The following is a 23429-nucleotide window of genomic DNA, read 5'->3' as shown; positions in this document are numbered from 1 at the left end:
AGTAATGTCCCACGCCATCGATGACGCGGGACATGGAGCGGGTGACGGGAATCGAACCCGCGCTACCAGCTTGGGAAGCTGGAGTTCTACCATTGAACTACACCCGCGTGCGTCGTCAAGTATAGCGGGTGCTGGCGGAAATTACTTCTCGACGTCGATGACGAGGCGGTAGGGGTCTGTCAGTTCCGTGACCCGCACGGGGCCCTCGTGGGTGAGGCCGATGACGATCTGGCTCATGCCCTCGAACGGGCCGACGGATTCGATCTGGGTGAAGGTTTCGGTGCCGGGAACCTCGCCGAAGGGCCGCGTCTTTGCTTCTTCGGGCATGAGAATGCCGGAGAGGCGAATGTCGAGGATCTTCTCGCCCGTGACCTTGATGGGCTCGCCCTTGCCGTCGGAGATCGCCTCGGTGACGTAGTCGAGGGAGTAGCCGACCGACGCGTCCTCCTTGCCGCTCGCGTCCTCGGAGAGTTCGATGACGAGGCGGGCGAAGTCGTCGTGCTCGCCGGCGCGGATGTCGGTGATGAGGCGGGAGGTGTTCAGTGCGGGGAAGTCGTTGCCCTTAAGCGGTGCGGCCTGGAACGGATCGTTGGCTGGTGCGGTCTCGTCGGTTGGGGAAGTCTCTGCTGGGGGCGTAGTTTCGGTAGCGGGGGACGTCTCGGCTGGGGTGGTTTCGGTGGCGGGGGAGGTCTCGGCTGGGGTGGTTTCGGTAGCTGGGGTGGTTTCGGTGGCATTGCATCCCGCGAGGAGGGCTGCTGCGGCGATGATGGTCCAGCGTTTCATGGGGGCGACGATAGCGGACCTTTTCGCGTCGAGATGGCAGAATCGAAACGTGCTTCTCTCCGATCGTGACATCCGCCGTGAAATCGATACTGCGCGCATCAAACTCGACCCGTTGGACCGCGACATGATTCAGCCGGCGTCGATTGATGTGCGGCTCGACCGGTACTTCCGGCTTTTTGACAATCACAAATACTCGGTCATCGACCCGGCCGAGGAGCAGGAGGGCCTGACGCGCTTCGTTGACGTCGGGGGTGACGAGCCGTTCGTCCTGCATCCCGGGGAGTTCGTGCTCGGCAGTACGCACGAGTACCTGACGCTGCCCGACGATATCGCGGCGCGGCTGGAGGGTAAGTCCTCGCTGGGGCGGCTGGGGTTGCTGACGCATTCCACGGCCGGGTTCATCGATCCCGGGTTTTCGGGGCACGTGACGCTCGAGCTGTCGAATACGGCGACGATGCCGATTCGGCTCTACCCGGGGATGAAGATCGGGCAGTTCTGCTTCTTCCGGCTCACCTCGCCCGCGGAGCGGCCCTACGGCGCCGGCGCTAGCGGGTCACGCTACCAGGGGCAACGCGGACCGACCGCGAGCCGCTCCCACCTCGGGTTTTCGCGCATCCGCGTCGGGGATTAGGCTGTGGCGGATCTGCAGCTCGCGCTCGCCGCGGCGCGCGCCCACCACATCCTGGTAGTGCCCGAGGGCCTGAGCTACGCGGACATCCATGCGCTCGCGGCGTCCTACTTCCCGGACGTCTATCCGCAAGACGAGTACACGTTCGCGCTCGCGGCCGACTACAGCATCTCGGGCGCCTACGGCTTGGCGAGTGAGATCCGGCGCGAACTCGATATTCCGGCCTGGGCGCATTCCGCTTTCGTCGCCCACGTGCCGCCCGATCGGGGAGCGGCGCTGCCCAGCGAGCTCGCGGGCATCGATCCCGTCTGGGACGCCTACCCCGAGGGGCTGCCCCAGGGCGAGGAGGCGCGGGCGCTAGATTTCTTCCGGGCAGCGGCGAGGCGGCTTGGGGGAGCGCTCGTTCTCGCGGGCGGGTCGATCGTCGTGCCCGATCCCGACGAGCGGCCAGACTTGAGCGTGTATTCGCCGATCTGGCTCGATCCGGACACGCTGGATGCGCGACTCGCGCCGATTCTTGCGGGTGCGCACAGCTCGCTGCAGGATGCCGACAGCTATGAGCTGGCCGAGGACGTCGTGCTCGATGCGTACAGCATCTATGCGCCGATCGCCGGGGGGCAGATTAGCATCGAGGTGCAGGCCGAGGAGTTTTTGCCGCCCTCGATCGCGGCATTTGACTGGGCGGCGGGCGGTGCCGTCGCCTACGCCGTGCGCTTCATTGCCGAGAACGAGGATCTGCGGCAGTTGAGTCTCGCGCAGCGGCGCGAGCGGTCCGCGGCGGCGCGCGTCATCGAAGCGGCCTGCCGCGCTATTGTGGCGCTCGCGCCCGGCGTCGTCGCGGATGATGACGGGTTCCTCGTCGATATCCAATAACCGGCAGGATCGCGAGGGCGCCGATGGCGGCGAGCGCGGAAAAATTCGTGTAGGCCATGACGGGCCCGGAAATCGCTGCGCCGAAGGCTGCGACGGCGTTCATCGAGAAGTCGCCGAAGCCCTGGACGTAGGGGCGCTGCGCGGGTGCGACCGCGTGGGTGAGCATGGCGGCCGCGGGCACGGTGATGGCTGACCAGCCGAAGCCCAGGAGGAAGAGCGCGATTGCGACGCCGAGCATGGCGCCCGCCCAAATGAAGGCGATCACGCACGAGAGCAGCTGGATGGCCGCGCCGATGAGGATCATGCGACGCGCGCCCAGGCGGTCCGAGCCCCAGCCAAACAGCGGCGCGAAGGCCCACATGCCCGCGACGTGCAGCGAGATGATGACGCCGATGACGCCGAGGCCGTGGTCGCCGTGGTGCAGGTGGACGGGCGTCATGGTCATGATCGAGACCATGACGAGGTGGGCAAGGACCTGCGCGATGAGGGCGTCGCGCGCGGCGGGGACATGCGCGATTGCGCGCCAAGCGGGGGCGAAGGCCCAGCGGCGCTGGGCGTGAGTGGCTGTGGCTCGGGTGGGGGCAGCAGCTTGGGTGGCGGAGGCAGCCTGAGCCGGCGTGGCTTGGGTCGTAGGGGCGGCGGCAGCGGCGGCTTCGAAGCGCTGGGCGAGCAAGAGCGGATCGGGGCGCAGGAAGACGACGATGAGCACGGTCGTCAGGGCGGCTAGCAGCGCGGCGATCGCGAAGGCTCCCGCGAACGGATGCCAGCCGAAGACGCCGCCGAACGCCGCCCCGGGCTCGGCGAGCGAGGGGCCGAGGACGGCTCCCACCGTGCCGGCCCACACGACGAGCGAGAGGGTGCGGGCGCGGCGATCCGGCTCGGCCAGGTCGGCGCCCGCGAATCGGGCCTGCAGGCCCGCGGCCGTGCCGAAGCCCATCGCGAGCATCCCCGCGACGAACAGCGGCGCAGAGGTGAACTGCGCAGATAGGGCGACGAGGCCCGCCCCCAACGTCGCGACGCTAAAGGCGAGTCCCAGCGCCGCGCGCCGGCCGCGACTGGCGGCAAGGGCTGCGAGCGGCATGGCAACGAGCGCCGCGCCGATCGTCATGGACGCGCGCGCAATACCGGCCCACGCCTCCGAATGCGTGACCTCGGCCGCGAGCAGCACGCCCACCGATGGGCCAACGCCGATGGCCAGCGAGGACAGGACCTGGGAGGCGGCAAGCGTTGTGACCGAGCGACGACGAGCCGCCGTAACCTCCGGGCGGCGCTGCCAGGTCATGTGGCGCGGCGCACGGCGTCGAGCATGAGGGTCGCGACGTCGCGCACCTGGATCTCATCGCCGTTGGCCGCGGCGCCGTCGGAGAGCATCTGCGTGCAAAATGGGCACGCCGTCGCCACGATATCGGCGCCCGTGTCGGCCGCTTCCTTTGCGCGCACCTGGTTGATGCGCTCGCCAATGCTTTCCTCCGTCCACACGCGCGCGCCGCCCGCCCCGCAGCACATGGCGCGATCGCCGTGGCGTGGCATCTCCACGACGCTGGTGGCGACGTCGCCGACGAGCTCGCGCGGTGGGCGGTAGATGTCGTTGTGGCGCCCGAGGTAGCACGGATCGTGGTAGGTGATGGTGCCGGCCTCCGGTGGCGCGAGCTTCAGCGCGCCCTCGCGCACGAGGCGGTTCAGCAGCTGCGTGTGGTGGACGACCTCGTAGGTGCCGCCCAGCTGCGGATATTCGCGCCCCAGGGTGTTCAGGCAGTGCGCGCAACTCGTGACGATCTTCGTCGCCCCGAGTTCGTTCAGCACCTCGACGTTTTGCGCCGCGAGCATCTGGTAGAGCACCTCGTTGCCGGCACGTCGCGCCGGATCGCCCGTGCACGATTCGCCATCGCCCAGCACCGCAAAGCGCACGCCCGCGGTCTGCAGCAGCTCCGCGACGGCCCGCGTCGTCTGCCGCGCCCGCGCGTCATAGGCCCCCGCGCAGCCGACCCACATGAGGTAGTCGACCTCGTCGAGCGAGTCGATATCCACGCCCGCGACGAGGACATCGAGCCCCTTAGCCCACTCCAGGCGCTTGCGCGCGCTCTGGTTGTACGGGTTGCCCTTCGTCTCCAGCGAACGAAACATCCGCGAGAATTCCTGCGGAAACGCCGATGACATGAGCACCTGGTAGCGCCGCAGATCGGTGACGTGATCGATGTGTTCAATGTCGACGGGGCACATCTCCACGCAGGCGCCGCACGTCGTGCAACTCCACAGCACGTCCGGATCGATCTGTAGCGCCGCCTCGAAGACGTCCGTCGTCTGATCGCGCAGGTCCATAATCAGGCCCTTGGGCGTGAGCGGCTTGCCGGTATTCCACGCCGGGCACACGTCCTGGCAGCGCCCACACTCGGTGCACGTCGAAAAATCTAGCAGCCCCTTCCAGGTGAAATCGCCCGGGCTGCCCACCCCGAGCGTCGCGTCCTCGTCGAGCTCCTCCATCGTTTCCGCCGTGAGTTCGACGCCGTCGACGATAAGCGGATGGATGGGCCCGAGCGCGGGGGAGCCGTCGAGGTTGCGGCGCGCATAGACGTTGACGATCGCGAGGAAACGGTGCCAGGCAATGCCCATCGTCGGTTGTAGGCCGACGACGATGAACCAGGCGTTGGACACGAGGATCTTGGTGAGCGCGACGATGGCGATGGCGCGGGCGAGCGCCTCGAGGCTATGGCCCGTGGGGGCGAGCCAGGCCGTCGTCGGGAAATGGGCGAGGCTCGCGCCGGGCAGATGCGCGGCCGACAGGTAGGCGTACTCCAGGGCACGCAGCGCGATGATGCACACCGCGACGGCGCCGATGACGCCCTCGACGAAGAACGCCTGCCACTGGCTGGAGCCGAAGAAGCGCGAGGAGCGGTCGCGCGGCAGGTTCTTCAGCCGGATGGCGACGAGGGCGATAATCGCGATCAGGCACGCCCAGGCGATGAGCTCGACAGCCCATTCATACGGCGGGAACTGGCCGATCAGCGGCAGCGCGAAGGCGGGGTTGGTGAGCTGGAAGAAGCCCGCGAGCAGCGTCAGGAACAGCGCGGGGAACGAGATCATGACGAGCCAGTGCGCGATTTTCACGACGGGCTTGTGGGTGAAACGGCCGTGGCCAAGGATCTCCTTGAGCGTCAGCCAGGCGCGCGCGCCGACGGGGCGGAGGCGATCGGCGTCCTTCCCCTTGCGCAGCCGCGCCACGATGCGGATGACGCCCGAGGTGAAGACGGCGACGCCGATGAGGGTGGCAAGCAGGGCGATGAGCAGCATTTACCGCACCCAGATCGAGCCGGCGGCGGCGAGCGAGAGGGTGAGCGGCTCGGGCGCGGTGGCGACGGCCACCTCGAGCAGCTGGGCGGCGGCGATGACGTCGGTGACGCGCACCTGCGCGCCGAGCGTCAGACCCGATTTTTCGCACCAACGCAGCAGCTCGGGCGCTGCGTCGGACACGCGCACGATTTCGGCCTCGCGGCCGGGGGCGAGCTCCGCGAGGCTAATGACGTGCTCGGGACATTCGGGCAGCGAGCCGTCGGCGCGCGGGATCGGATCACCGTGCGGGTCGACGGCCGGGTTGCCAAGGGCGCTCGCCATGACGTCGATGAGCCGATCGGAGGCGCCGTGCTCGAGGGCCTCCGCCTCATCGTGGACCTCATCCCAGGTGTAACCAAAGACGCGCACGAGGTAGGTCTCCAGCACGCGGTGGCGCCGGATCATCGTCACCGCGGCGGCCTCGCCGCGCTCGGACAGGCGAATGCCGCGGTAGGGCTCGTGATCGACCAGGCCCTGGGAGGCAAGGCGCTTGATCGTCTCGGACACCGAGGAGGGGGCCAGCCCGAGCGAGCGGGCGAGCGAGCCGATGGTGACGGGGTCCTCGCTCCATTCGCTCAGCGCCCAAATCACCTTGAGGTAGTCCTCGGTCGTGGAAGAGAGCATGGCTCGATCCTATCCGGCTCGAGCCATTACAATGACGTGGTACCCCTCGAACGCCCCCAACCGTGAGGCCCGCCCGTGACCTTACTCGTCGCCCTGCACGCGCTCGCCGCGCTGGTAGCGCCCGCAATTATGCGCCTGGGGCGACGCGGTTTCCTGATTCTCGCGCTCGTGCCCGCGGCGGCCTTCGGCTATATGCTCACCCAGTTGCGCGCCGCGTTTTCCGATAATCCGCCGACGGAGGTCATCTCCTGGGTGCCCGCGCTCGAGATGGATTTCGCCTTCCGGCTCGATCCGCTTGCCGCGATCATGGCGCTCATCGTCTCCGGCGTCGGGGCGCTCGTGCTCGTGTACTGCTCGCCGTATTTCGCCCGGCACGCCCAATCCCTGCCGCGCTTTGGCGCCGTGTTCGTCGCGTTTGCCGGCGCGATGTATGGCCTCGTGACGACGGATAACACGCTAGCGCTCTACATTTTTTGGGAAGCGACGACGGTCTTCTCCTTCCTGCTCATCGGCCATCACCACGAGCGCCAGACCTCGCGGCGCGCCGCGCACCAGGCGATCATCCTCACGACGCTCGGGGGCCTGGCCATGCTGGGCGGCATCATCCTGCTCGGGCAGCTGCCCGGCGGCTCGTATTCGATCTCACAGCTCGTGACGAACCCGCCGGAGACGACGGGGCTCGTCATCGCCGCGATCATCCTGCTGCTGTTTGGCGCGAGCTCGAAGTCGGCGCTCGTCCCCACGCATTTCTGGCTTCCGGCCGCGATGGCAGCGCCCACCCCCGTGTCCGCCTACCTGCACGCGGCCGCGATGGTCAAGGCGGGCGTCTACCTCGTCGCGCGCTTTGCCCCCGGCTACGCCCACCTTGGCGTCTGGCAGGCGATCGTCCTGGGGCTCGGGCTCGCGACGATGATCCTCGGCGGCTACCGCGCGCTGCGCCAGTACGACATCAAGCTGCTGCTCGCCTTCGGCACGATCAGCCAGCTCGGCATGATCATCGCGATCGTCGGCCAGGGCTCCAAGGCGCTCATGCTCGCGGGCCTAACCCTCATCGTCGCGCACGCCCTGTTTAAGTCCTCACTGTTCCTCACCGTTGGCGTCATCGACTGGTGCGTCGGCACCCGCGATCTGCGTGAACTGTCGGGAATCGCCCGGAAGATGCCGCTCATGGCGATCGCGGGCGCGGTCGCGACCGCCTCGATGGTGGGCCTGCCGCCGCTGCTGGGCTACCTCGGCAAGGAGGCCGCGATCGAGGGCCTCGTGCACGCCGTGGCGCTCGGCGGCGATGACTGGGTGCGCGATCTGCTCGTCCTGATCGCCTTTGCGCTCGGCTCGATCCTCACCCTCGCCTATGGGCTGCGCTTTTACTGGGGCGCCTTTGCCACGAAGCCCGGCGTCGCGCCCGTCGACGGCCACGCGCTCAGCCCGATCATCCAGTTCTCGCCCATCGTGCTCGCGGCCGGCGCCCTGCTCGGGCTGATGCCGTCGGCGATGGAGGACGCCCTCGCACCGGCGACGACGATCGCGCCCGGGGAACCCGGCCATCTCACGCTGTGGGGCGGATTCACCGTCACCCTCGGGGTCACCGTCGTCATTATTGCGGCGGGCGCGGCGATGTTCGCCATGCGCACTCGCATCGAGGAGCTGCAGCGCCGGGTCGCGTTCCTGCCCGATCCCGAGGAGTCCTTCCGTCGCAGCGAGCAGGCGCTGGAAGATGGCGCCGCGGCCGTCACCGCGCGCACCCAGCGCGGTTCGCTGCCGTTCTACCTCGCGACGGTGATCGGCACGGTCATGGGCGCCCTGCTCATTGCCGTCCTCGCGCGCACCCCGCACATCGGCGGCATGCGGCTGTATGACAACATCGCGCAGGTGCCCGTCGCGATCGTCACGATCGTCGCCGCCGTGCTCGCCGCCCGCGCCCGGCGCCGCCTGAAGGCCGTGCTGCTCATGGGCGTGTCCGGCTACGGCATCGCCCTGACCTACGCGCTGCACGGCGCCCCCGATCTGGCGCTCACCCAGGTCCTCGTCGAGACGGTCACGCTCGTCGTTTTCATCCTCGTGCTGCGCCGCCTGCCCGCCTACTTCTCCAACCGGCCGCTGCGCGCCTCACGCTACTTCCGGGCTGCGCTCGGCGGTTTCGCGGGCCTCATCGTCGCGGTCCTCGGCGTCATCGCCGTCTCCGGGCGCACCGCCGATCCCGTCTCCGCCAATTTCCCCGCCGAAGCGCTGAACTTCGGCTACGGCCACAACATCGTTAACGTCACGCTCGTCGACATCCGAGCGTGGGACACCTTCGGCGAGATCTCCGTCGTCCTCGTCGCGGCCACGGGCGTCGCTTCGCTGCTGTTCTTGCGTTCGCGCGCCGGCATCGTCGATCGCGCGCGCAACCGCCGCGACGAATCGACCTCCGCCGTGTGGGACTCCCGGGCGCTGCACAATGCCGCCGCGCTGCACGACGCCACCCGCCGCGCCGCCGCCAAACGCGCCGCGGAGCTGAAGCAGCAGGGTTACGAACTGCGCCAGCCGGGCCGCGGCCGGACCTGGCTCGCCGGCTCCCTCACGCTCGCCCCGCGCCGCCGCTCCATCATTTTCGAGATCGGCGCCCGGCTCGTCTTCCACACGATGATCCTCGTCTCGCTCTACCTGCTATTCGCGGGCCACAACGCGCCCGGCGGCGGCTTCGCCGGCGGCCTTATGGCCGGCACCGCGCTCATCGTGCGCTATCTGGCCGCGGGCCGCTACGAGCTCGGCGAAGCCATGCCGCTGAACGCCGGCCACCTCCTTGGCACGGGCCTCGCGCTCGCCGCGTTCGCCGGCCTGCTGCCAGTCTTTTTCGGCGGCACGATCCTGCAAACCACCGTCTTCGACTTCACCGTCCCGATCTACGGCAATATCCACATCGCCTCGGCGATCCTCTTCGACGTCGGCGTCTACGTCCTCGTCGTCGGCCTCGTGCTCGATATCCTGCGCTCGCTTGGCGCCGAGATCGACCGCCACGCCGAGATCGAGGGCGAGGGCGATAGCGAAGCCGATGAGACCGCGGCGCTCATCACCGAAGACGCCGCCCGCGCCGAGGAGGTCACGAATTGAGCCCTGCACTCGTCCTTGTGATCCTCGCGGCCTTCCTCGTCGCGATCGGTGTCTACCTGCTGCTGGAGCGCTCACTGACGCGCATCATCATCGGGTTCTCGCTGCTGTCCAACGGCATTAACATCATGATCCTGATCGCGGGCGGGCAGGCGGGCGCGCCCCCGCTCATCGGCCGCCCCGATCCCTCGCGCATCTCCGACCCGCTGCCACAGGCCTTCGTCCTGACCGCGATCGTCATCACGCTCGGCATCACGGCGTTCCTGCTCGCAATGGCCTACCGCTCCTGGCAGCTCAATGGTCACGACGAAGTGCAAGACGACCTCGAGGATCGCCGCATCGCAGACCGCAAGATCCGCGAACGCATTGCCGCGCGCCGCCTCGATGACGACGGCACGCCCGTCGAAGCCGATGCCGCGCTCGCGCGCGATGAGACCGGCGGCAAGCCCCACGAGGAAGTCTCCGAAGCCGAGGAGCGTGCGCTGTGAACTGGATCGTGCCGCTGCCCGTCCTCGTGCCGCTGTTTTCGGCCGGCGCCGCGCTCGCACTCGGCCGCCACCCGCGCATCTCGCGCGCGATCGCGCTGTCAGCCCTGACGATCTCGCTCGGCATCGCGATCCTGCTGCTCGTCGTCGTCGATTCCTCCGCCCTCGCCCTGGACGTCGGCTCCTGGGCCGCGCCTGTCGGCATCACCCTCGTCGTCGACCGCTTCTCCGCCCTCATGCTGACGATCTCCATCGCGGTGACCCTCGCGGTGCTCGTCTATTCCACCGCGCAGGGAGTGGCAGACGAGGACGAAGGCGCGCCCGTTGCCGTCTTCTACCCGACGTTCCTCGTGCTATCGGCGGGCGTGTCCAACGCCTTCTTGACCGGCGACCTGTTCAACCTGTACGTCGGATTCGAGATCCTGCTCGCCGCCTCCTTCGTGCTCATTACCCTCGGCGGCTCGCGCGATCGCATCCGCTCGGGAACGATCTACGTCGTCGTCTCCCTCGTCTCCTCGGTGCTCTTCCTCCTCGCGATCGCGCTCATCTACGCTGCCGTCGGGACGGTGTCCTTCGCGCACCTGGCCGAGCGCCTCGCGGATCTCGATCCGTCTCTGCGCACCGTCTTGCACCTAACGTTGCTCGCGGCATTCGGCATTAAGGCCGCCGTCTTCCCGCTGTCGGCGTGGCTGCCCGACTCCTACCCGACGGCGCCCGCGCCCGTCACCGCCGTCTTCGCCGGCCTGCTGACCAAGGTCGGCGTCTACGCGATCATCCGCACCGAGACGCTGCTGTTTCCCGGCGACGATCTCAACACGCTGCTCGCGTGGGTGGCGCTCGCGACGATGCTCGTCGGCATCCTCGGCGCCGTCGCGCAAAACGACCTCAAACGTATGCTCTCCTTTACGTTGGTCTCCCACATTGGCTTCATGATCTGGGGCATCTCGACGAACACCCCCGAGGGGCTATCCGCCGCCGTGTTCTACGTCGTGCACCACATCACCGTGCAAACCTCGCTCTTCCTCGTGGCGGGCCTCGTCGAACGTTACGGCGGCACGACCTCCCTCATCCGTCTCGGTTCGCTCGCCACCGCGATCCCGTTCGTCGCAGTGCTCTACCTCGTGCCGGCCCTGAACCTCGCGGGAATCCCTCCGTTTACCGGCTTCATCGGCAAGGTGGGCCTGCTGCAGGCAGCGGCCAGCGGCGCGAGCGCGCTGGACTACACGCTTATTGCGGGTGCGCTCATCACCTCGATCCTCACCCTGTATGCCGTCGTGAAAGCCTGGAACATGGCGTTTTGGCAGAAGGCGGAAGAACCGATGCCCGCCACGAGCCTGCCGCTGCCGATGATCGGCGCCGCAACCTCGCTCGTCGTCCTTGCGATGGGGCTGTCGATCGCGGGCGGCCGCGTCATCAACTACACCGACGATGCCGCCGCGAACCTGTCGAATCCGAACTACTACATCAACGCCGTCTTGCCCGATGGCCTGCGCGGCCAGGGCCAGTCCTCCGATACGACGGAGACGACGCCGCAGGAAGAGGAGAACCCGGAGGCGGATCACGATGGCGATTAAGCAGCTGCGCGGCCGCGGACCCACCTCGCTCGGCATGATCATCTGGCTGACGGGAGTCTGGCTGCTGCTGTGGGGCGACCTGTCGTGGGGCAATATCGCCAACGGCATCCTGCTCTCGCTCATCATTTCCTACCTCGCGCCGCTGCCGCGCCTCGTCACGCGTTTCAAGATCCGGCCGCTCGCGGTTATCTACCTCGTCGTGCGGTTCCTCTACGACGTCGTTGTCGCCTCCTTCCACGTGGCCAAGCTCGTGCTGAAACGCGCCGATCCGACGTGCGCCGTCGCGCGGATCCAGACGCGCAGCCACAATGACCTCTACCTCACGGCGACGGCCGGCCTCACGACGCTCGTGCCCGGCTCGGTGGCGATCGAGGCGCTGAAGCACTCGGGGCTGCTCTACGTGCACGTCCTCGACGTCGATCCGGATAACCCGCGGGCCTCGCTCGATGATTTCCGCGCCTCCGTCGTCGCGCAGGAGGAGCGCCTGCTGCGCGCGATCGCCTCCGATGACGAACTGCTGGATGCCGGCTACGACACCGGGTGGCGCTGCCAGGGCCCGAGCTATTTCCGGCCGGATGCCGTGGGCGCCCGCCTCGAACGGAAGGCCGCCCATGATTAGTACGTGGCTGCTGTACATCTCCTTCGCCTGCGTCGCGATCGCGACGGTCGTCGTCCTGATCCGCCTGTCGCGCGGCCCCTCGATGCTGGATCGCGCGATCTCGATGGACGTGGTCACCGCGGCCATGATCGGCGCTGTCGCGATCTATTCGGCGCTGACGAGCCGACTCGATCTCATCCCCGCGCTCGTGGCGCTGTCCGTCGTCGGGTTTATTGGGACGACGACGATCGCCCGGTTCGCCGTCATCGATGACCCGGAAGAAGCTCGCATCATGAACGAGCAGGAGGCTGCGGAAGTCGAGCGCATCAACAAGCTCATCGCCGACGAGGCCGAGCCCGTGCACGACGTCGACACCCCTCGCGAGGAGCCATCATGACCCTGCTCGGCTCGATCTTCATCGCGATCGGCGCGTTCTTTATCCTGATCGCCGCGATCGGTATCATGCATTTCGACGATCTGCTCAAGCGCCTGCACGCCGCCGCCAAGCCGCAGACTTTCGGCACCATGATGCTCATGTCTGGCCTCGCCCTGACGCTGCGCGGTCCGACGACGATCTGGGCGCTCGCACTCGTCGTCGCCTTCACACTCGTCACGAGCCCGATTTCCGCCCACCTGGCCTCGCGTGCGGGCTTCCGCACCGGGCACGCCCCCAGCCGCGCGCTCATCGTCGATGAGTATCGGCGCGATAAGCGGCGGGCGCTTCGCGCCGTGGCACAGCGCGCCGCCGATGACGAGATGCGGCATGATTGAGGCATGGATATCGGTTGGAAGATCGTCTCAGCAGGCTCGATGGCCGTCGCAGGCATGGTGGCCTCCAAGGTCGTCAATGTCGGTTGGAAGGCCGTGACTGGTCATAACCCGCCCGAGGACCCGGAAGATCCGGGCGTTCGCCTCGCAGAGGTCCTCACGTTCGCGCTCATCTCCGGCGCCCTGATGGGCCTTGCTCGCCAGCTCGCGCTGACCGGCGCCTCGCGCTGGTACGGTGGCAATCGCGAAGTGGAAGCGTAGCGTTTTCGCGAAAAACCGCCTATAATAGTCATCTTCACGACTGGAGGTGACATGATCCGCTTAGCTGCAGCACTCGGAGCGCTCACCCTCTTTGCCGTGCCCGCCGTGGCCGAAAACGACTGTCACTACACGTGGACGCGCGATGGGAGCGTGCTCTCAACGTGCGGCGATGAATCCATCCTGCCCGAAGCGCCGAGCCGCCCCGCCGGCGAGCCCTGCCAGCAGGTCATCTCCCAGCGCACCTACCTCGTCGCCGACGAGTCCGTCCTCACCGCCTCGCGCACCGATACCGGTGACGCCTTCGGTGATCTAGCCACGGAGATCGGCCCCGGCGAGCAGACGCGCACCATTCGCCTGAGCGGTTCGACGACGAAGGACCTTACCAACGCCTCCTTCCGGGTGCAGGCGAGCGACGGCTTCCGCTTCGAGCCGGATTCAGCGACGGCGTTCACTAGCCCGGCCGGGTCTGAGTCGGTAGCCGCGGTCGGGATCGGTTCCGTGCAGTTCGAAGACGATGGCAACGAGCTGCAGGTGTCCTTCACCCAGCTGCCCGCGGATGCGTCCTTCTCCTTTGAGGTCACCGCCCACGTCAAGGGCGAGCTACCGCTGCTCACAAGCTCGCTGACGGGCACCATTGAGGGCTGTTCGACGACCCCACCGGCCGATGTCACCTCATATACGGCGTGGCGCGACGTTGAGCTGATGTGCGCCGACGGCACCGCTAGCCAAGAACGCGTCAAGACCGCCACGGCCTACATCTGGAGCGAAGCCGATGCCGCCTGGGTAACGGGGGAGCCCGCCCGCGAGACCGAGCAGCGCACCCGCCAGTTGAATGCGGCGGAGCTCAAGGAGTGCCCCGCACCTGCGACCGTGACGTACACGCCGTGGCGCGACGTGCGCCAGGACTGCACGACGAAGACTGTCGAGCGGCAGCGCACGAAGGTCACCTCGACTCGAGCCTTCAATCCCGTCGAGCGGATCTGGGAGGACATCGCCGTGCCTCGGCCGGAGAGCACCTACCGCCCGATGACCGAGACGGAAACGGCCCGCTGCCAGGTCCCGGGATGGCTGTCGCTGTCCGATTTGTTGACCTGGGGCGATTAGTGAACGTCGTAGGCTAGTCGCCCGACCCAATAGTTCGCCATCAAACGTGGCATAAGCGATCAGGAAAGTTCACAATTCCGCGAGCCAACCTGAAGGAATCCTGGGAGATACGCCCGCGGAAATCGCGGCTGAGTGCACCGCCGGACCGGGCGAGAAGCCGGAAGATGTCCAGCGCTCTCAGATCGTCGACCGCACCCCGCAGTGTGAGACCAAGGAGTTCTACGACGTTGTTTCCTACTGGAAGCACGGCTGGATCCTCAGCGAAGACGGCACCACCTGGGTGCTCAACGAAGGCAACCGCCACGACGTCTACACCGACCGCGAGGTCGTCAAGATGACGGACGCGGAGTTCGCAGTCGAGTGTGGCACGACCGAGCCGACTGAAGAGCTGCCGTATACTTATGCGCGTGGACAGGGGAGCGCCGCCTGGCGCTGAGAGTGCGAACGCAGACCCTACGAACCTGATCCGGATCATGCCGGCGAAGGGAGTCGCAATCTCCGGTACGCCGCACCCTGCGGCGCCGAACCCCTCCGGCAAGGAGGTTATTTTTATGTCCAGCAAGATCGGCCTCGCGCTCGTCAGTGCGCTCGCCCTGGGGCTTAGCGCCTGCAGTAGCGCCGAGCAGCCTGAATCGCTCGTCGTCCTATCTCACGATTCGTTCGACTTCCCGGAAACGCTCATCAAGCAGTTCGCTGAGGAGACCGGCATTGACGTCTCCATTCAGCAGATCGGTGACGGCGGCGAGCTCGCCAACCAGCTCGTCTTGACCAAGGATGCGCCGCTCGGGGACGTCGTCTACGGGCTCGACAACACCGTCTCGTATCGCATCTCGGGCCAGGACGTCATTGCGGAGACGTCCGTCGCGTCGCCGGATAAGGCGCTCGACTATGCGGGCGAACCCGGGCTCATCCCGATCGACCAGGGGGATGTGTGCGTCAACTACGATAAGGCGTGGTTCCAGGGCAAGCAGCCGCCGCAGACGTTCGAGGACCTGGCAAAGCCCGAATACAAGGGACTGCTCGTCGCGATGAACCCGGCGTCGTCGACCCCGGGAATGGCCTTCATGCTCGCCACGATCGAGCACTTCGGTACGGACGGCTGGCTCGACTATTGGAAGCAACTGCGCGATAACGGCGTGAAGATTACGAACGGCTGGTCGGATGCGTTCAGCGTCGATTATTCCGCTGGTGAAGGCGCCGGGCCGTTCCCGATGATGGTTTCTTATGGGTCCTCGCCGGCGTATTCGGTTAATGAGGCGAAGACCGAGAGCACGACGGCGGCGCTGCCGCAGACGTGCTACCGGCAAGTGGAGTATGCGGGCGTCTTGCAGGGAAGTAAGAATCCCGAAGCCGCGGCGAAATTCGTCGAGTTCATGCTGACGCCGGCGGTGCAAGAGGCGATCAGCGAGGTCACGTACATGCATCCGGCGAACCCGGAGGCGAATGCTCCCGAGGACCTCGTGAACTTCGGTCCGCTCGCAACGGAGATGACCGCGCTGCCCGCCGATGAGGTAGCGGCCAACGCCGAAGCGTGGCTGCGCGCCTGGCAGGCGGAGGTCATCGGCTAAGTGAAGGCCCAGCGGATCCTCGGGTGGGCATTGGCGGCGGGGCTCCCGCTCGTCTTCCTCGCGCTGTTCTTTGCGTGGCCCGCCGCCACGCTCGTGCTGCGCGGCTTCACCTCGCCCGAGGGCGGCTGGGACTTCGGGGCGTTTTCCGAGGTCTTCGCGCGCGATCGCACGTGGCGGATCATTGGGCTGACGCTAGGGATGGCGACGGCCGGCACGGTGCTGGCGGTGCTCCTCGGGGTGCCGGGGGCCTATGCGCTGTATCGCTGCCGCTTCCCCGGCATGATGGTGGCGCGCGCGATCGTTGCCGTGCCGTTCGTCCTGCCGACCGTCGTCGTCGGCGTCGCTTTTCGATCGCTGCTGGCGAGCGGCGGGTGGCTCGACTTTTTGGGGCTGGATGGCAGCGTCGTCGCCGTCGTCGCGGCCATGGTGTTTTTCAACTATTCGCTCGTGGTGCGCAACGTCGGGAACCTGTGGGCGCGGCTCGATCCGCGGCAGGTGGAGGCCGCGCGGGCGCTCGGGGCCACGCCGCTGCGGGCGTTTTTGACGGTGACGCTGCCGGCGCTGGCGCCGGCGATCGTCTCCGCGGCGTCGGTGGTGTTCCTGTTTTGCGCGACGGCCTTTGGCATCGTCCTGATCCTGGGCGGGGTGCGGCTGGCGACGATCGAGTCGGAGATTTACCTGCTGACGACCACGTTCTTGGACCTGCGTGGGGCCGCGGTGCTGTCCGTCGTCCAGCTCCTTGTCATTGCGGTGGCGCTGTGGGCGGCGGGGCAGGCGCGCAAACGCAGCGAGCGGGCGCTGAATCTGCGGCCCGATCCGGTGACGCACCGGCCGCGCGGTGCCGATGTGCCCGCGTTCGTCGTCACCGGGATCGTCGTCGCGGGGCTCATCGTGTTGCCGATTGCGCAGCTCGTGTGGCGCTCGCTGCACAGCGGGGGCCGCTTCACCCTCGAGCACTACCGCAATCTCGCGAACGCCGATGCCACGCGCGCGGTGCGGGTTTCCGCGCTGCAGGCCGCGGGTACGTCCATCGGGATTGCGCTTATTGCGGCGCTGATCGCGCTCGTCGTGGGAGTGGCGGTGGCGCTGGTCGTGACGCGACGGCCGCGCACGCGGCGCGGGCGGCACGCGCTCGCTTTCCTCGACGCCACGTTCATGTTGCCGCTTGGGGTATCGGCCGTGACGGTTGGGTTCGGTTTCCTCATTACGCTCAATCGGCCGCCGCTGGACCTGCGCAGTTCGTTTTGGCTCGTGCCGATCGCGCAGGCGGTGGTCGCGGTGCCGCTCGTCGTGCGGATGATCGCTCCGGTGCTGCGCGCGATCTCGCCCCGGCAGCGGGAGGCGGCGGCGTCCTTGGGAGCGTCGCCGGGGCGGGTACTCGCAACGATCGACGGCGCGCACCTGGTGCGCGCGGGAGCCGTCGCCGCCGGATTTGCGTTGGCGGTCTCGCTTGGGGAATTCGGCGCGACGTCGTTCCTGGCGCGGCCGGAATCACCCACGCTGCCCGTCGTCATCTATCGCCTCATCTCGCGCCCGGGCGCGCTCGAGCAGGGGATGGCGATGGCGGCAAGCGTGCTGCTTGCCGCGCTCGCGGCGGTTGTCATGGTCATCGTGGAGCGAGGTCGGCCCTCGCAGGCGGGAGAGTTTGCATGATCGGGCTTGAGGTGCGCGACCTCGTCGTACGGTACGGGGATAACATCGCCGTCAACGGGGTGTCGCTGACGGCGGCGCCGGGCGAGATTGTCGCCCTACTGGGGCCCTCGGGCTCGGGCAAGTCGTCGCTGCTGCGTGCCGTCGCGGGGCTGGAGCCCGTTGCGGCCGGGGACGTGCTGTTTGCGGGGGAGTCCGTTATCGATGTGCCGGTCCATCGCCGCGGCTTTGGTTTGATGTTCCAAGACGGCCAATTGTTCGCGCATCGCGACGTCGGGGGCAACGTTGGGTATGGTCTCCCGCGCAAGGAGCGCGCCGAGCGGGTGGCGGACATGCTGGAGCTCGTCGGCCTGCAGGACATGGCGCATCGCTCGGTGACCTCGCTGTCGGGTGGGCAGGCGCAGCGCGTTGCACTCGCTCGGGCGCTTGCCCCGGATCCGCGGCTCATGTTGCTTGATGAGCCGCTGTCGTCGCTGGATCGGGCGATGCGAGAGCGGCTTGCCTCCGAGATTCGCGCGATCTTGAAACGGTCGAATTCGACCAGCATCTACGTCACGCATGATCAGGATGAGGCATTCACCGTCGCGGACCGGATCGCGATTCTCATCGATGGCGAGTTGGCGCGGCAGGGGACCCCGGAGGAGGTGTGGCGCGATCCGCAAACCGTCGCTGTTGCGCAGTTTTTGGGATATGGCCCGTTCGTATCGAGCGAGGGCGGCCTTCGTGCCATCGCGCCGGGGGCGCTGACCGTCTCATCGCAGCCGGCGCCTGGCATTGAGGTCGAGGTTGAGGTGCTGGATGTGCGTGTGCGGCGCGGATATAGCGATCTCATCGTTAGGCTGGAGGGGCAGGAAGCGCGGGCGCGGGTCACGGATGCAAAGCTCGACCCGGCCGTTTTGGTGGGGACGCGGCAGCTCGCCACCTTGCGCCTGTCGATGTGCCCGATCGTGAGGAGTGCGGCGTGAAAACTAAGCTGCGCGCGGCGGTTGCTGCGTTGAGCGTCGCAGGTATGCTCGCCGCCTGCGGACCCGAACCTATTCCGCCGGAGCAGGCCGACGAGCTCGCCGCCATCGTCGAGGATGTGCTGGAGGAGCGCTGGAAGATCTATATGGAGGACCGGCCCGCTGAGTTGCACTCCATTCCTGCGGACGTATCGGTGGCGTTCGTCGATACCGATGACCTTCGTGCGCGCGGCAGGCGCGACCCGCAGCGCCCGATCTTGGTCGACGTCGACTTTCACACTACTTCGCAGGCCCTCCAGCATGGTTCCGTCGTGGAGATACAAGGTTTCGAGGACGTGAGCTACGTGCGTGGCCCGAAGGATATGGATGAGGGGGATATATCCTCGGTGAACTATCGGGCGAAGTTTGGGCATCGCGATGGGTCGTGGGTCCTGTTGAGTTTGCGCTCCACCGAAAAATGGGTCGAGGGGGTTTCGACCGCGACGCTCATACCTGGGGCCTGATGTATACGGATATTGTTTTTGGTATATCCATTGGTGTGTGAGCCGCACGATAACAAGGCGCCTTGCTGGGAATAGCTCATTGATCGGTTCTAGGCCGATTTTTAGGGGCGAATTGTGCCGACCCTGCATGTCAAATAGACCACTGTAGCTTATATGCTTTAGTTGACGTTGATGTCACTAGAGTTAGGAGTGTATGCCTCCATCGTGGAGGCATCGCTGCCTGCCAGTGCAGCGCCAAGGGAGGCCTGACCGCCTTCGTGATTTTCGGGAGAGTCAGTGGCGAAACATCAATCAGGCTCCCGCGCCTATCGGCGCCGGAGAGCCCTATCTATCACAGCGGGAATAGCGCTGTTGTTCGGTGGCTTTGCAGTGCCACCATCGTTTGCCGAAGGGGAGGCGACACCTGCGGTAGAGCAGAGCGTCGCACCGCCGGAGGCCGTCGAGGAGAGTCCGGAGGCGCCGGTCGAGAAGCCTGCGCCGGTGGAGAAACCTGCGCCGGTCGAGAAGCCTGCGCCGGCCGAGAAGCCCGCGCCGGTGGAAAAGCCCGCGCCGGTGGAGAAACCTGCGCCGAGCGCGGAGCCCGAGTCCACGGGGCCGATCGATGGCCCGCAGACACGCTCGGCGATGCGCGCGCCCACTGTGTCGACGGTTCCGAACCCGGAGCTGCCGGGGCAATGTGGCTTGAAGATCGCGCTCGTATTCGACCTGTCGAACTCGCTCAGCGCGAGCGACGTGCAGCAGTCCAAAGCCGCGGGCAAACAGTTCGTGGATACGCTTGCCGGCACGCCGTCGAGCGTCGGAGTCTATAGCTTTGCCTCGTTTGCGCCGGCGACAGGCAATTCCAACCTGCCTGCGACGTCGATCGCGACGGCGGGTGGCGCGAATGCGGTGAAGGCCAAGATCGACGGGCTGCAAGCCCCGCCGAGTAACCGCGGCGGTACGAACTGGGACGCGGGGCTGCGTCAGATAGGCGAGGGCTACGACCTCGTCATCTTCGTGACCGACGGCAATCCGACGGCCTATGGCACGCCGGGCGCGCCTGGCAACCCGGACTATGGCTCGCGCTTCGACCAGATCGATCTCGACAGCGCGGTGCACGCCGCCAATGCGCTGAAGAACGCGGGCACCTTCGTCATGGGGCTGGCCGTGGGCAGCGACATCAACTACGCCAACATTGCCGCGGTGTCGGGCCCACGCGCTGGGACCGATTACTACGCCATTGGTAACTACGACCAGCTGGCCGCGGCGCTGAAGGAGATTGCGCTGAAGACGTGTGGCGGCACGGTCAATATCGTCAAGCAGATCGTCGACGAGGCTGGCAACGTCATTGGCGTCGGCGAAGGTTGGACGTTCGATGCGGCGGGCGAGGGTCTCTCGCCGGGGAGTGCCACGACAGGCGCTGATGGCGCCGTCAGCTTCAAGCTCGCTGAGATGCAGCCGGGCGAGAGCCGCGACGTCACCGTCAGCGAGCGGCTGCAGGACAACTTCCAGCTGTTCCCGCAGGACGGCAAGAATGCCGTCTGTACGGTGGGCGGCGCGCCCGTTGCCGTGACCAATGTGGGCGAGAACGGCTTCGTCGTTCCCGTCGGCTTCGAGCAGGTCGTCTCCTGCGTCGTGCAAAACCTCGAGCAGAAGTACTATGAGCCGCTCGCGGTGACCAAGACCGCCGAGGGGCGCTATGACGCCGTCTACGACTGGGACATCACCAAGGGCGTGGATCGCTCGCTCGTCGGCATTGCCGAAGGCACGCAGCACGAGGCGTCCTACGAGGTGATCGTCACCGAGGGTGCGCGCACCACGAGCAACTATGTCGTCGCGGGCAACGTCACCGTTTCGAACCCGAACGACGAGCCCGTCGTGGCGACGCTGAGCGATACGCTTGCGGGCGCGACGTGCACCTTCCCGGACGTCGCGGACGTTGATCCGGCGACCGATGGGCTGCAGGTGAGCGTGCCGGCGGGCTCGGCGAGCTACGCCTACATGTGCTCCTTCGCGGACGAGCCGGCTGAGACCGTGACGAACACGGCGAGCGTGGCCTGGTCCCAGGAGGACTACCCGCAGCGGGCAGCCGACGCGAGCTACACGGCGAGCGCGAGCGCCGAGACCGGCTTCGTGGAAGCCAGCTCGAAACACAAGAGCGTCACCGTGAGCGATACGTTCGCCGAGTTCGGTGACGCCGTCGAGCTGACGTGGTCGGAGCAGGGCAAGGTCCACACCTTCGGCTACACCAAGACGCTTGATGGCACGCCGGGTGAGTGTGAGACCTACACCAACACGGCCAGCCTCGTGAGCGCGGACGGGCTCGAGAAGTCCGCCGATGCGAACGTCAAGCTCTGCGTCGGATCGGATCTGGCGATCACGAAGACGGCCGCCGTCGCCTACGATCGGGCGTTCGATTGGGATCTGACGAAGAGCGTTGATCGGGCGGACTTCCTGCTCGGCGATGACGAGTTCGCGACGCCCAACTACACGCTGACGGTGACGCCGTCGGCGCCGATCGATACCGCGAGCACCGTCACCGGTGAGATCACGATCAAGAACCCGAACGCGTGGGCGGTCCCGGTCACGGGGCTCACCGACGTCGTGACGGGTTTGTCGGAGGCCGGGCTGGCGTGCGAACTGGTCGCACCTGAAGAGGTCGCGGCGAGCGCCACCATCACGGTTCCCTACGTGTGCGAGGGCGACTTCACCGCGGTCAGCGGTGGCGTTAACACCGCGCTGCTGACGTGGGATCACGGCATCGTCGACGGGCTGCGGATTCCCACGCCGCATACCTCGGCAACCGCGCGCGCGGATGTTGCCGTCGGCGAGCCGGGTGCGATCGCGAACCAGCAGGTCACCGTCTACGACAACTTTAACGATCTGGGCCGCGTCGAGGTGGGCTGGGTGAGCGTCGATGATGCCGGCGTCATCACCTCGGCAACCGCGATCGAGGGCATTGATGTTGAGGTCGTCGATAATGCGGCGGTCTTTACCTACAACGTCTCGATGAAGCCGACGCCGGGCGAGTGCGTGACCTACCCGAATACCGCATCGGTGCTGGATAAGTCCGCCTCCGCGAGCGTTGACGTGTGCGCCCCGGCGATCGAAAAGAACGCCTACGGCAACGTCGATCGCGCATTCACGTGGCACCTCGATAAGTCCGTCGATCCCGACTCGCAGGTGGTCTCCGCCGGCGAGCAGGCGAACGTCGAATACTGGGTACACGCGTGGGCGAGCGATCCGGTCGATACGCCGCAGTTCGTCGGCGGTGCGATCACGGTGACGGTGCCCGAGGGCGTGACCCTGCCGGGTGCGACCCTGCGCGATGAGCTGCCCGCAGCGCAGTCGTGCACGATCATGACGCAGGGCGGCGTCGAGGTGGAATTCCCGATGGATATCACTGAGACGACGACCTTCCTGTACCGCTGCGACGTGGAAACGACCAACGTCGGGACCAACACGGCGACGCTGAGCTGGGGCGATTCCCACGTCAGCGCGACCGCCGAGGTCTCCGAATGGCTGCTGCGCAACGTCGTCAACGCCAACCTGACCGTCACCGATGACAAGACCGATCCGGACAATCCGGTCGAGCTTGGCGTCGTGACGATCGATGAGGATGGCGCCGTGCAGGCGGGCGAGGGCTACGAGGTGATCGACGGTAAGGCCGTCTTCGCCTACGAGCTTAAGCTTGCGGGCGAGGCCGGGCAGTGCACGAGCTACACCAACAAGGTGTGGGGCGTGGACGATGCCGAGGGTCGCGTCGCCGATGAGGCCGTGACCGAGGTGTGCGAGCTGGCGCCGCTCGAGGTGGACAAGACCGCCGCGGGCACGTTCGAGCGCACCTTCGACTGGTCGATCGATAAGCAGGCGAGCAAACCCGGCAAGGACGGGCGCGTCGACTACACCGTGAGCGCGCGCGTGGCCGGCCACAGCGATTCGGCCTACGTCGCGAGCGGCGAGATCACCGTTGCCAACCCGACGGACTTCGCCGCTGGCACGTACACCATCACCGACGTGCTGGACGTGCCCGATGGCGAGGCGACGTGCGAGCTGCGCACCAGTGCGGGCGAGGCGGTCGACTTCCCGCTGACGCTCGAGGCTGGGGCATCGCTCACGCTCAGCTATGAGTGCGCCTTCACGGACGGCGATGCCACGATGAACACCGCGAGCGCGCACTACACGGACGCGGTGGGCACGACGGGCTCGATCGATGCGAACGCGGAGCTCGACTTCGAGCTCGGCAGCCTCGTCGGGGACAAGGTGACGATCATCGACGATAAGACGGTTGCCGGCGAGGAGCATACGCTCGGGGTCGTGACCGTCGATGCCGACGGGAAGGTCCAGCCGGGCGAGGGCTACGAGGTCGTTGATGGCGCTGCCGTCTTCACCTACTCGCTGACGCTGGAGCCCAAGGCTGGGGAGTGTATCGAGGTGACGAACACTGCCTGGATCGAGGAAACCGGCGATAAGGATAGCGCGCAGGCGAAGGTCTGTAAGGATGCGCCCGTGCCGCCGAAGCCGCCGATCAAGCCTGAACTGCCGATCACAGGCAGCGATAGCTCCGGTCCGATCCTCGTGATGCTCGCCCTAGTTGGGGCTGGCGCCGCGATGATCCGCCGCCGCTACGTGAGCTAGCGGTCAACGCGAACGGG

General features: G+C 67.0%; 19 protein-coding genes, 1 tRNA gene and 1 riboswitch. Of the genes, 15 read left to right on the top strand and 5 right to left on the bottom strand.

The genetic code is table 11. The features are described 5' to 3' along the window. Positions 1-33 precede the first annotated feature (33 nt). A tRNA-Gly gene (locus BLU67_RS03645) sits at positions 34-107 on the bottom strand. 34 nt (positions 108-141) lie between these two features. After that, positions 142-783, bottom strand: coding sequence for an AMIN-like domain-containing (lipo)protein (locus BLU67_RS12035; protein WP_143027326.1), 642 nt, complete (start codon positions 781-783; stop codon positions 142-144). 49 nt (positions 784-832) lie between these two features. On the opposite strand from BLU67_RS12035, the gene dcd reads away from it, so the two are divergent. Both dcd and BLU67_RS03625 read left to right on the top strand, forming a co-directional pair. Next, a complete protein-coding gene (dcd, locus tag BLU67_RS03630; protein ID WP_092562307.1) occupies positions 833-1414 on the top strand; it encodes a dCTP deaminase in 582 nt (193 codons plus the stop codon). Positions 1415-1417: 3 nt separating this feature from the next. Next, a complete protein-coding gene (locus BLU67_RS03625; RefSeq protein WP_092562304.1) occupies positions 1418-2284 on the top strand; it encodes a hypothetical protein in 867 nt (288 codons plus the stop codon). Here the strand turns inward: BLU67_RS03625 and BLU67_RS03620 are convergent. From BLU67_RS03620 to BLU67_RS03610, 3 genes are read right to left on the bottom strand one after another with little or no spacing between them, the layout of a single operon-like run. After that, positions 2220-3566: an MFS transporter gene (locus BLU67_RS03620; RefSeq protein WP_092562301.1), complete on the bottom strand. Its 1347-nt coding sequence runs from the start codon at positions 3564-3566 to the stop codon at positions 2220-2222. The genes BLU67_RS03625 and BLU67_RS03620 overlap by 65 nt on opposite strands. After that, a complete protein-coding gene (locus tag BLU67_RS03615; RefSeq protein WP_092562298.1) occupies positions 3563-5572 on the bottom strand; it encodes a (Fe-S)-binding protein in 2010 nt (669 codons plus the stop codon). The genes BLU67_RS03620 and BLU67_RS03615 overlap by 4 nt, the downstream gene beginning before the upstream one ends. Further along, positions 5573-6235 (bottom strand): metal-dependent transcriptional regulator, encoded by a 663-nt coding sequence (locus BLU67_RS03610; RefSeq protein WP_092562295.1) that lies wholly within the window; start codon positions 6233-6235, stop codon positions 5573-5575. A gap of 75 nt (positions 6236-6310) precedes the next feature. Between BLU67_RS03610 and BLU67_RS03605 the strand changes: the two genes are divergently transcribed. From BLU67_RS03605 to BLU67_RS03545, 13 genes are all read left to right on the top strand, one after another. Beyond that, on the top strand, positions 6311-9325 hold the full coding sequence (locus BLU67_RS03605) for a Na+/H+ antiporter subunit A (RefSeq protein ID WP_092562292.1): 3015 nt from the start codon (positions 6311-6313) through the stop codon (positions 9323-9325). Further along, positions 9322-9810, top strand: a complete 489-nt coding sequence (locus tag BLU67_RS03600; protein WP_092562289.1) for a Na(+)/H(+) antiporter subunit C — start codon at positions 9322-9324, stop codon at positions 9808-9810. The genes BLU67_RS03605 and BLU67_RS03600 overlap by 4 nt, the downstream gene beginning before the upstream one ends. Next, complete coding sequence (locus BLU67_RS03595) at positions 9807-11381, top strand: Na+/H+ antiporter subunit D (protein WP_092562286.1); 1575 nt, start codon at positions 9807-9809, stop codon at positions 11379-11381. Before BLU67_RS03600 ends, BLU67_RS03595 begins: the two co-directional genes overlap by 4 nt. Beyond that, entirely contained in the window at positions 11371-12000 is a 630-nt protein-coding gene (locus BLU67_RS03590) for a Na+/H+ antiporter subunit E (RefSeq protein ID WP_092562283.1), read from the top strand. The genes BLU67_RS03595 and BLU67_RS03590 overlap by 11 nt, the downstream gene beginning before the upstream one ends. Beyond that, a complete protein-coding gene (locus BLU67_RS03585; RefSeq protein WP_176780687.1) occupies positions 11993-12376 on the top strand; it encodes an MrpF/PhaF family protein in 384 nt (127 codons plus the stop codon). Before BLU67_RS03590 ends, BLU67_RS03585 begins: the two co-directional genes overlap by 8 nt. Then, positions 12373-12750, top strand: a complete 378-nt coding sequence (gene mnhG / locus BLU67_RS03580) for a monovalent cation/H(+) antiporter subunit G (protein ID WP_092562277.1) — start codon at positions 12373-12375, stop codon at positions 12748-12750. Before BLU67_RS03585 ends, mnhG begins: the two co-directional genes overlap by 4 nt. 3 nt (positions 12751-12753) lie before the next feature. Beyond that, positions 12754-13008: a DUF4235 domain-containing protein gene (locus BLU67_RS03575; protein WP_092562274.1), complete on the top strand. Its 255-nt coding sequence runs from the start codon at positions 12754-12756 to the stop codon at positions 13006-13008. Between the two features lie 51 nt (positions 13009-13059). Further along, complete coding sequence (locus BLU67_RS03570) at positions 13060-14112, top strand: hypothetical protein (RefSeq protein WP_092562271.1); 1053 nt, start codon at positions 13060-13062, stop codon at positions 14110-14112. Positions 14113-14515: 403 nt separating this feature from the next. Beyond that, positions 14516-14617, top strand: a riboswitch (TPP riboswitch). Next, positions 14586-15680 carry a thiamine ABC transporter substrate-binding protein gene (locus BLU67_RS03565; RefSeq protein WP_261977015.1) on the top strand — a complete coding sequence of 365 codons (1095 nt, stop codon included), beginning with the start codon at positions 14586-14588 and terminating at the stop codon, positions 15678-15680. (Overlaps the previous riboswitch by 32 nt.) Further along, on the top strand, positions 15681-17333 hold the full coding sequence (locus BLU67_RS03560) for an ABC transporter permease (protein WP_261977014.1): 1653 nt from the start codon (positions 15681-15683) through the stop codon (positions 17331-17333). Then, the gene (locus tag BLU67_RS03555) at positions 17330-18295 is read left to right on the top strand and encodes an ABC transporter ATP-binding protein (protein ID WP_092562265.1); all 966 of its coding nucleotides are present in this window, start codon (positions 17330-17332) and stop codon (positions 18293-18295) included. Before BLU67_RS03560 ends, BLU67_RS03555 begins: the two co-directional genes overlap by 4 nt. Continuing rightward, positions 18292-18795, top strand: a complete 504-nt coding sequence (locus BLU67_RS03550) for a hypothetical protein (protein ID WP_092562262.1) — start codon at positions 18292-18294, stop codon at positions 18793-18795. Before BLU67_RS03555 ends, BLU67_RS03550 begins: the two co-directional genes overlap by 4 nt. Positions 18796-19275: 480 nt before the next feature. After that, on the top strand, positions 19276-23412 hold the full coding sequence (locus BLU67_RS03545) for a vWA domain-containing protein (RefSeq protein WP_092562258.1): 4137 nt from the start codon (positions 19276-19278) through the stop codon (positions 23410-23412). The last annotated feature ends 17 nt before the right edge of the window (positions 23413-23429 follow it).

It is taken from the genome of Bowdeniella nasicola (genome assembly GCF_900107735.1).
Classification (GTDB): Bacteria; Actinomycetota; Actinomycetes; order Actinomycetales; family Actinomycetaceae; genus Bowdeniella; species Bowdeniella massiliensis.
The sequence above is the reverse complement of the archived record's forward strand: the minus strand, read 5'-3'. Positions and strand labels throughout refer to the sequence as shown.

What these genes read in the sequence shown, in the direction of transcription:
- BLU67_RS12035 (WP_143027326.1), bottom strand. Translation starts at nt 783, where the DNA reads ATGAAACGCTGGACCATCATCGCCGCAGCAGCCCTCCTCGCGGGATGC.
- BLU67_RS03620 (WP_092562301.1), bottom strand. Translation starts at nt 3,566, where the DNA reads ATGACCTGGCAGCGCCGCCCGGAGGTTACGGCGGCTCGTCGTCGCTCG.
- BLU67_RS03615 (WP_092562298.1), bottom strand. Translation starts at nt 5,572, where the DNA reads ATGCTGCTCATCGCCCTGCTTGCCACCCTCATCGGCGTCGCCGTCTTC.
- BLU67_RS03610 (WP_092562295.1), bottom strand. Translation starts at nt 6,235, where the DNA reads ATGCTCTCTTCCACGACCGAGGACTACCTCAAGGTGATTTGGGCGCTG.
- BLU67_RS03590 (WP_092562283.1), top strand. Translation starts at nt 11,371, where the DNA reads ATGGCGATTAAGCAGCTGCGCGGCCGCGGACCCACCTCGCTCGGCATG.
- BLU67_RS03585 (WP_176780687.1), top strand. Translation starts at nt 11,993, where the DNA reads ATGATTAGTACGTGGCTGCTGTACATCTCCTTCGCCTGCGTCGCGATC.
- mnhG (WP_092562277.1), top strand. Translation starts at nt 12,373, where the DNA reads ATGACCCTGCTCGGCTCGATCTTCATCGCGATCGGCGCGTTCTTTATC.
- BLU67_RS03575 (WP_092562274.1), top strand. Translation starts at nt 12,754, where the DNA reads ATGGATATCGGTTGGAAGATCGTCTCAGCAGGCTCGATGGCCGTCGCA.
- BLU67_RS03570 (WP_092562271.1), top strand. Translation starts at nt 13,060, where the DNA reads ATGATCCGCTTAGCTGCAGCACTCGGAGCGCTCACCCTCTTTGCCGTG.
- BLU67_RS03565 (WP_261977015.1), top strand. Translation starts at nt 14,586, where the DNA reads ATGCCGGCGAAGGGAGTCGCAATCTCCGGTACGCCGCACCCTGCGGCG.
- BLU67_RS03555 (WP_092562265.1), top strand. Translation starts at nt 17,330, where the DNA reads ATGATCGGGCTTGAGGTGCGCGACCTCGTCGTACGGTACGGGGATAAC.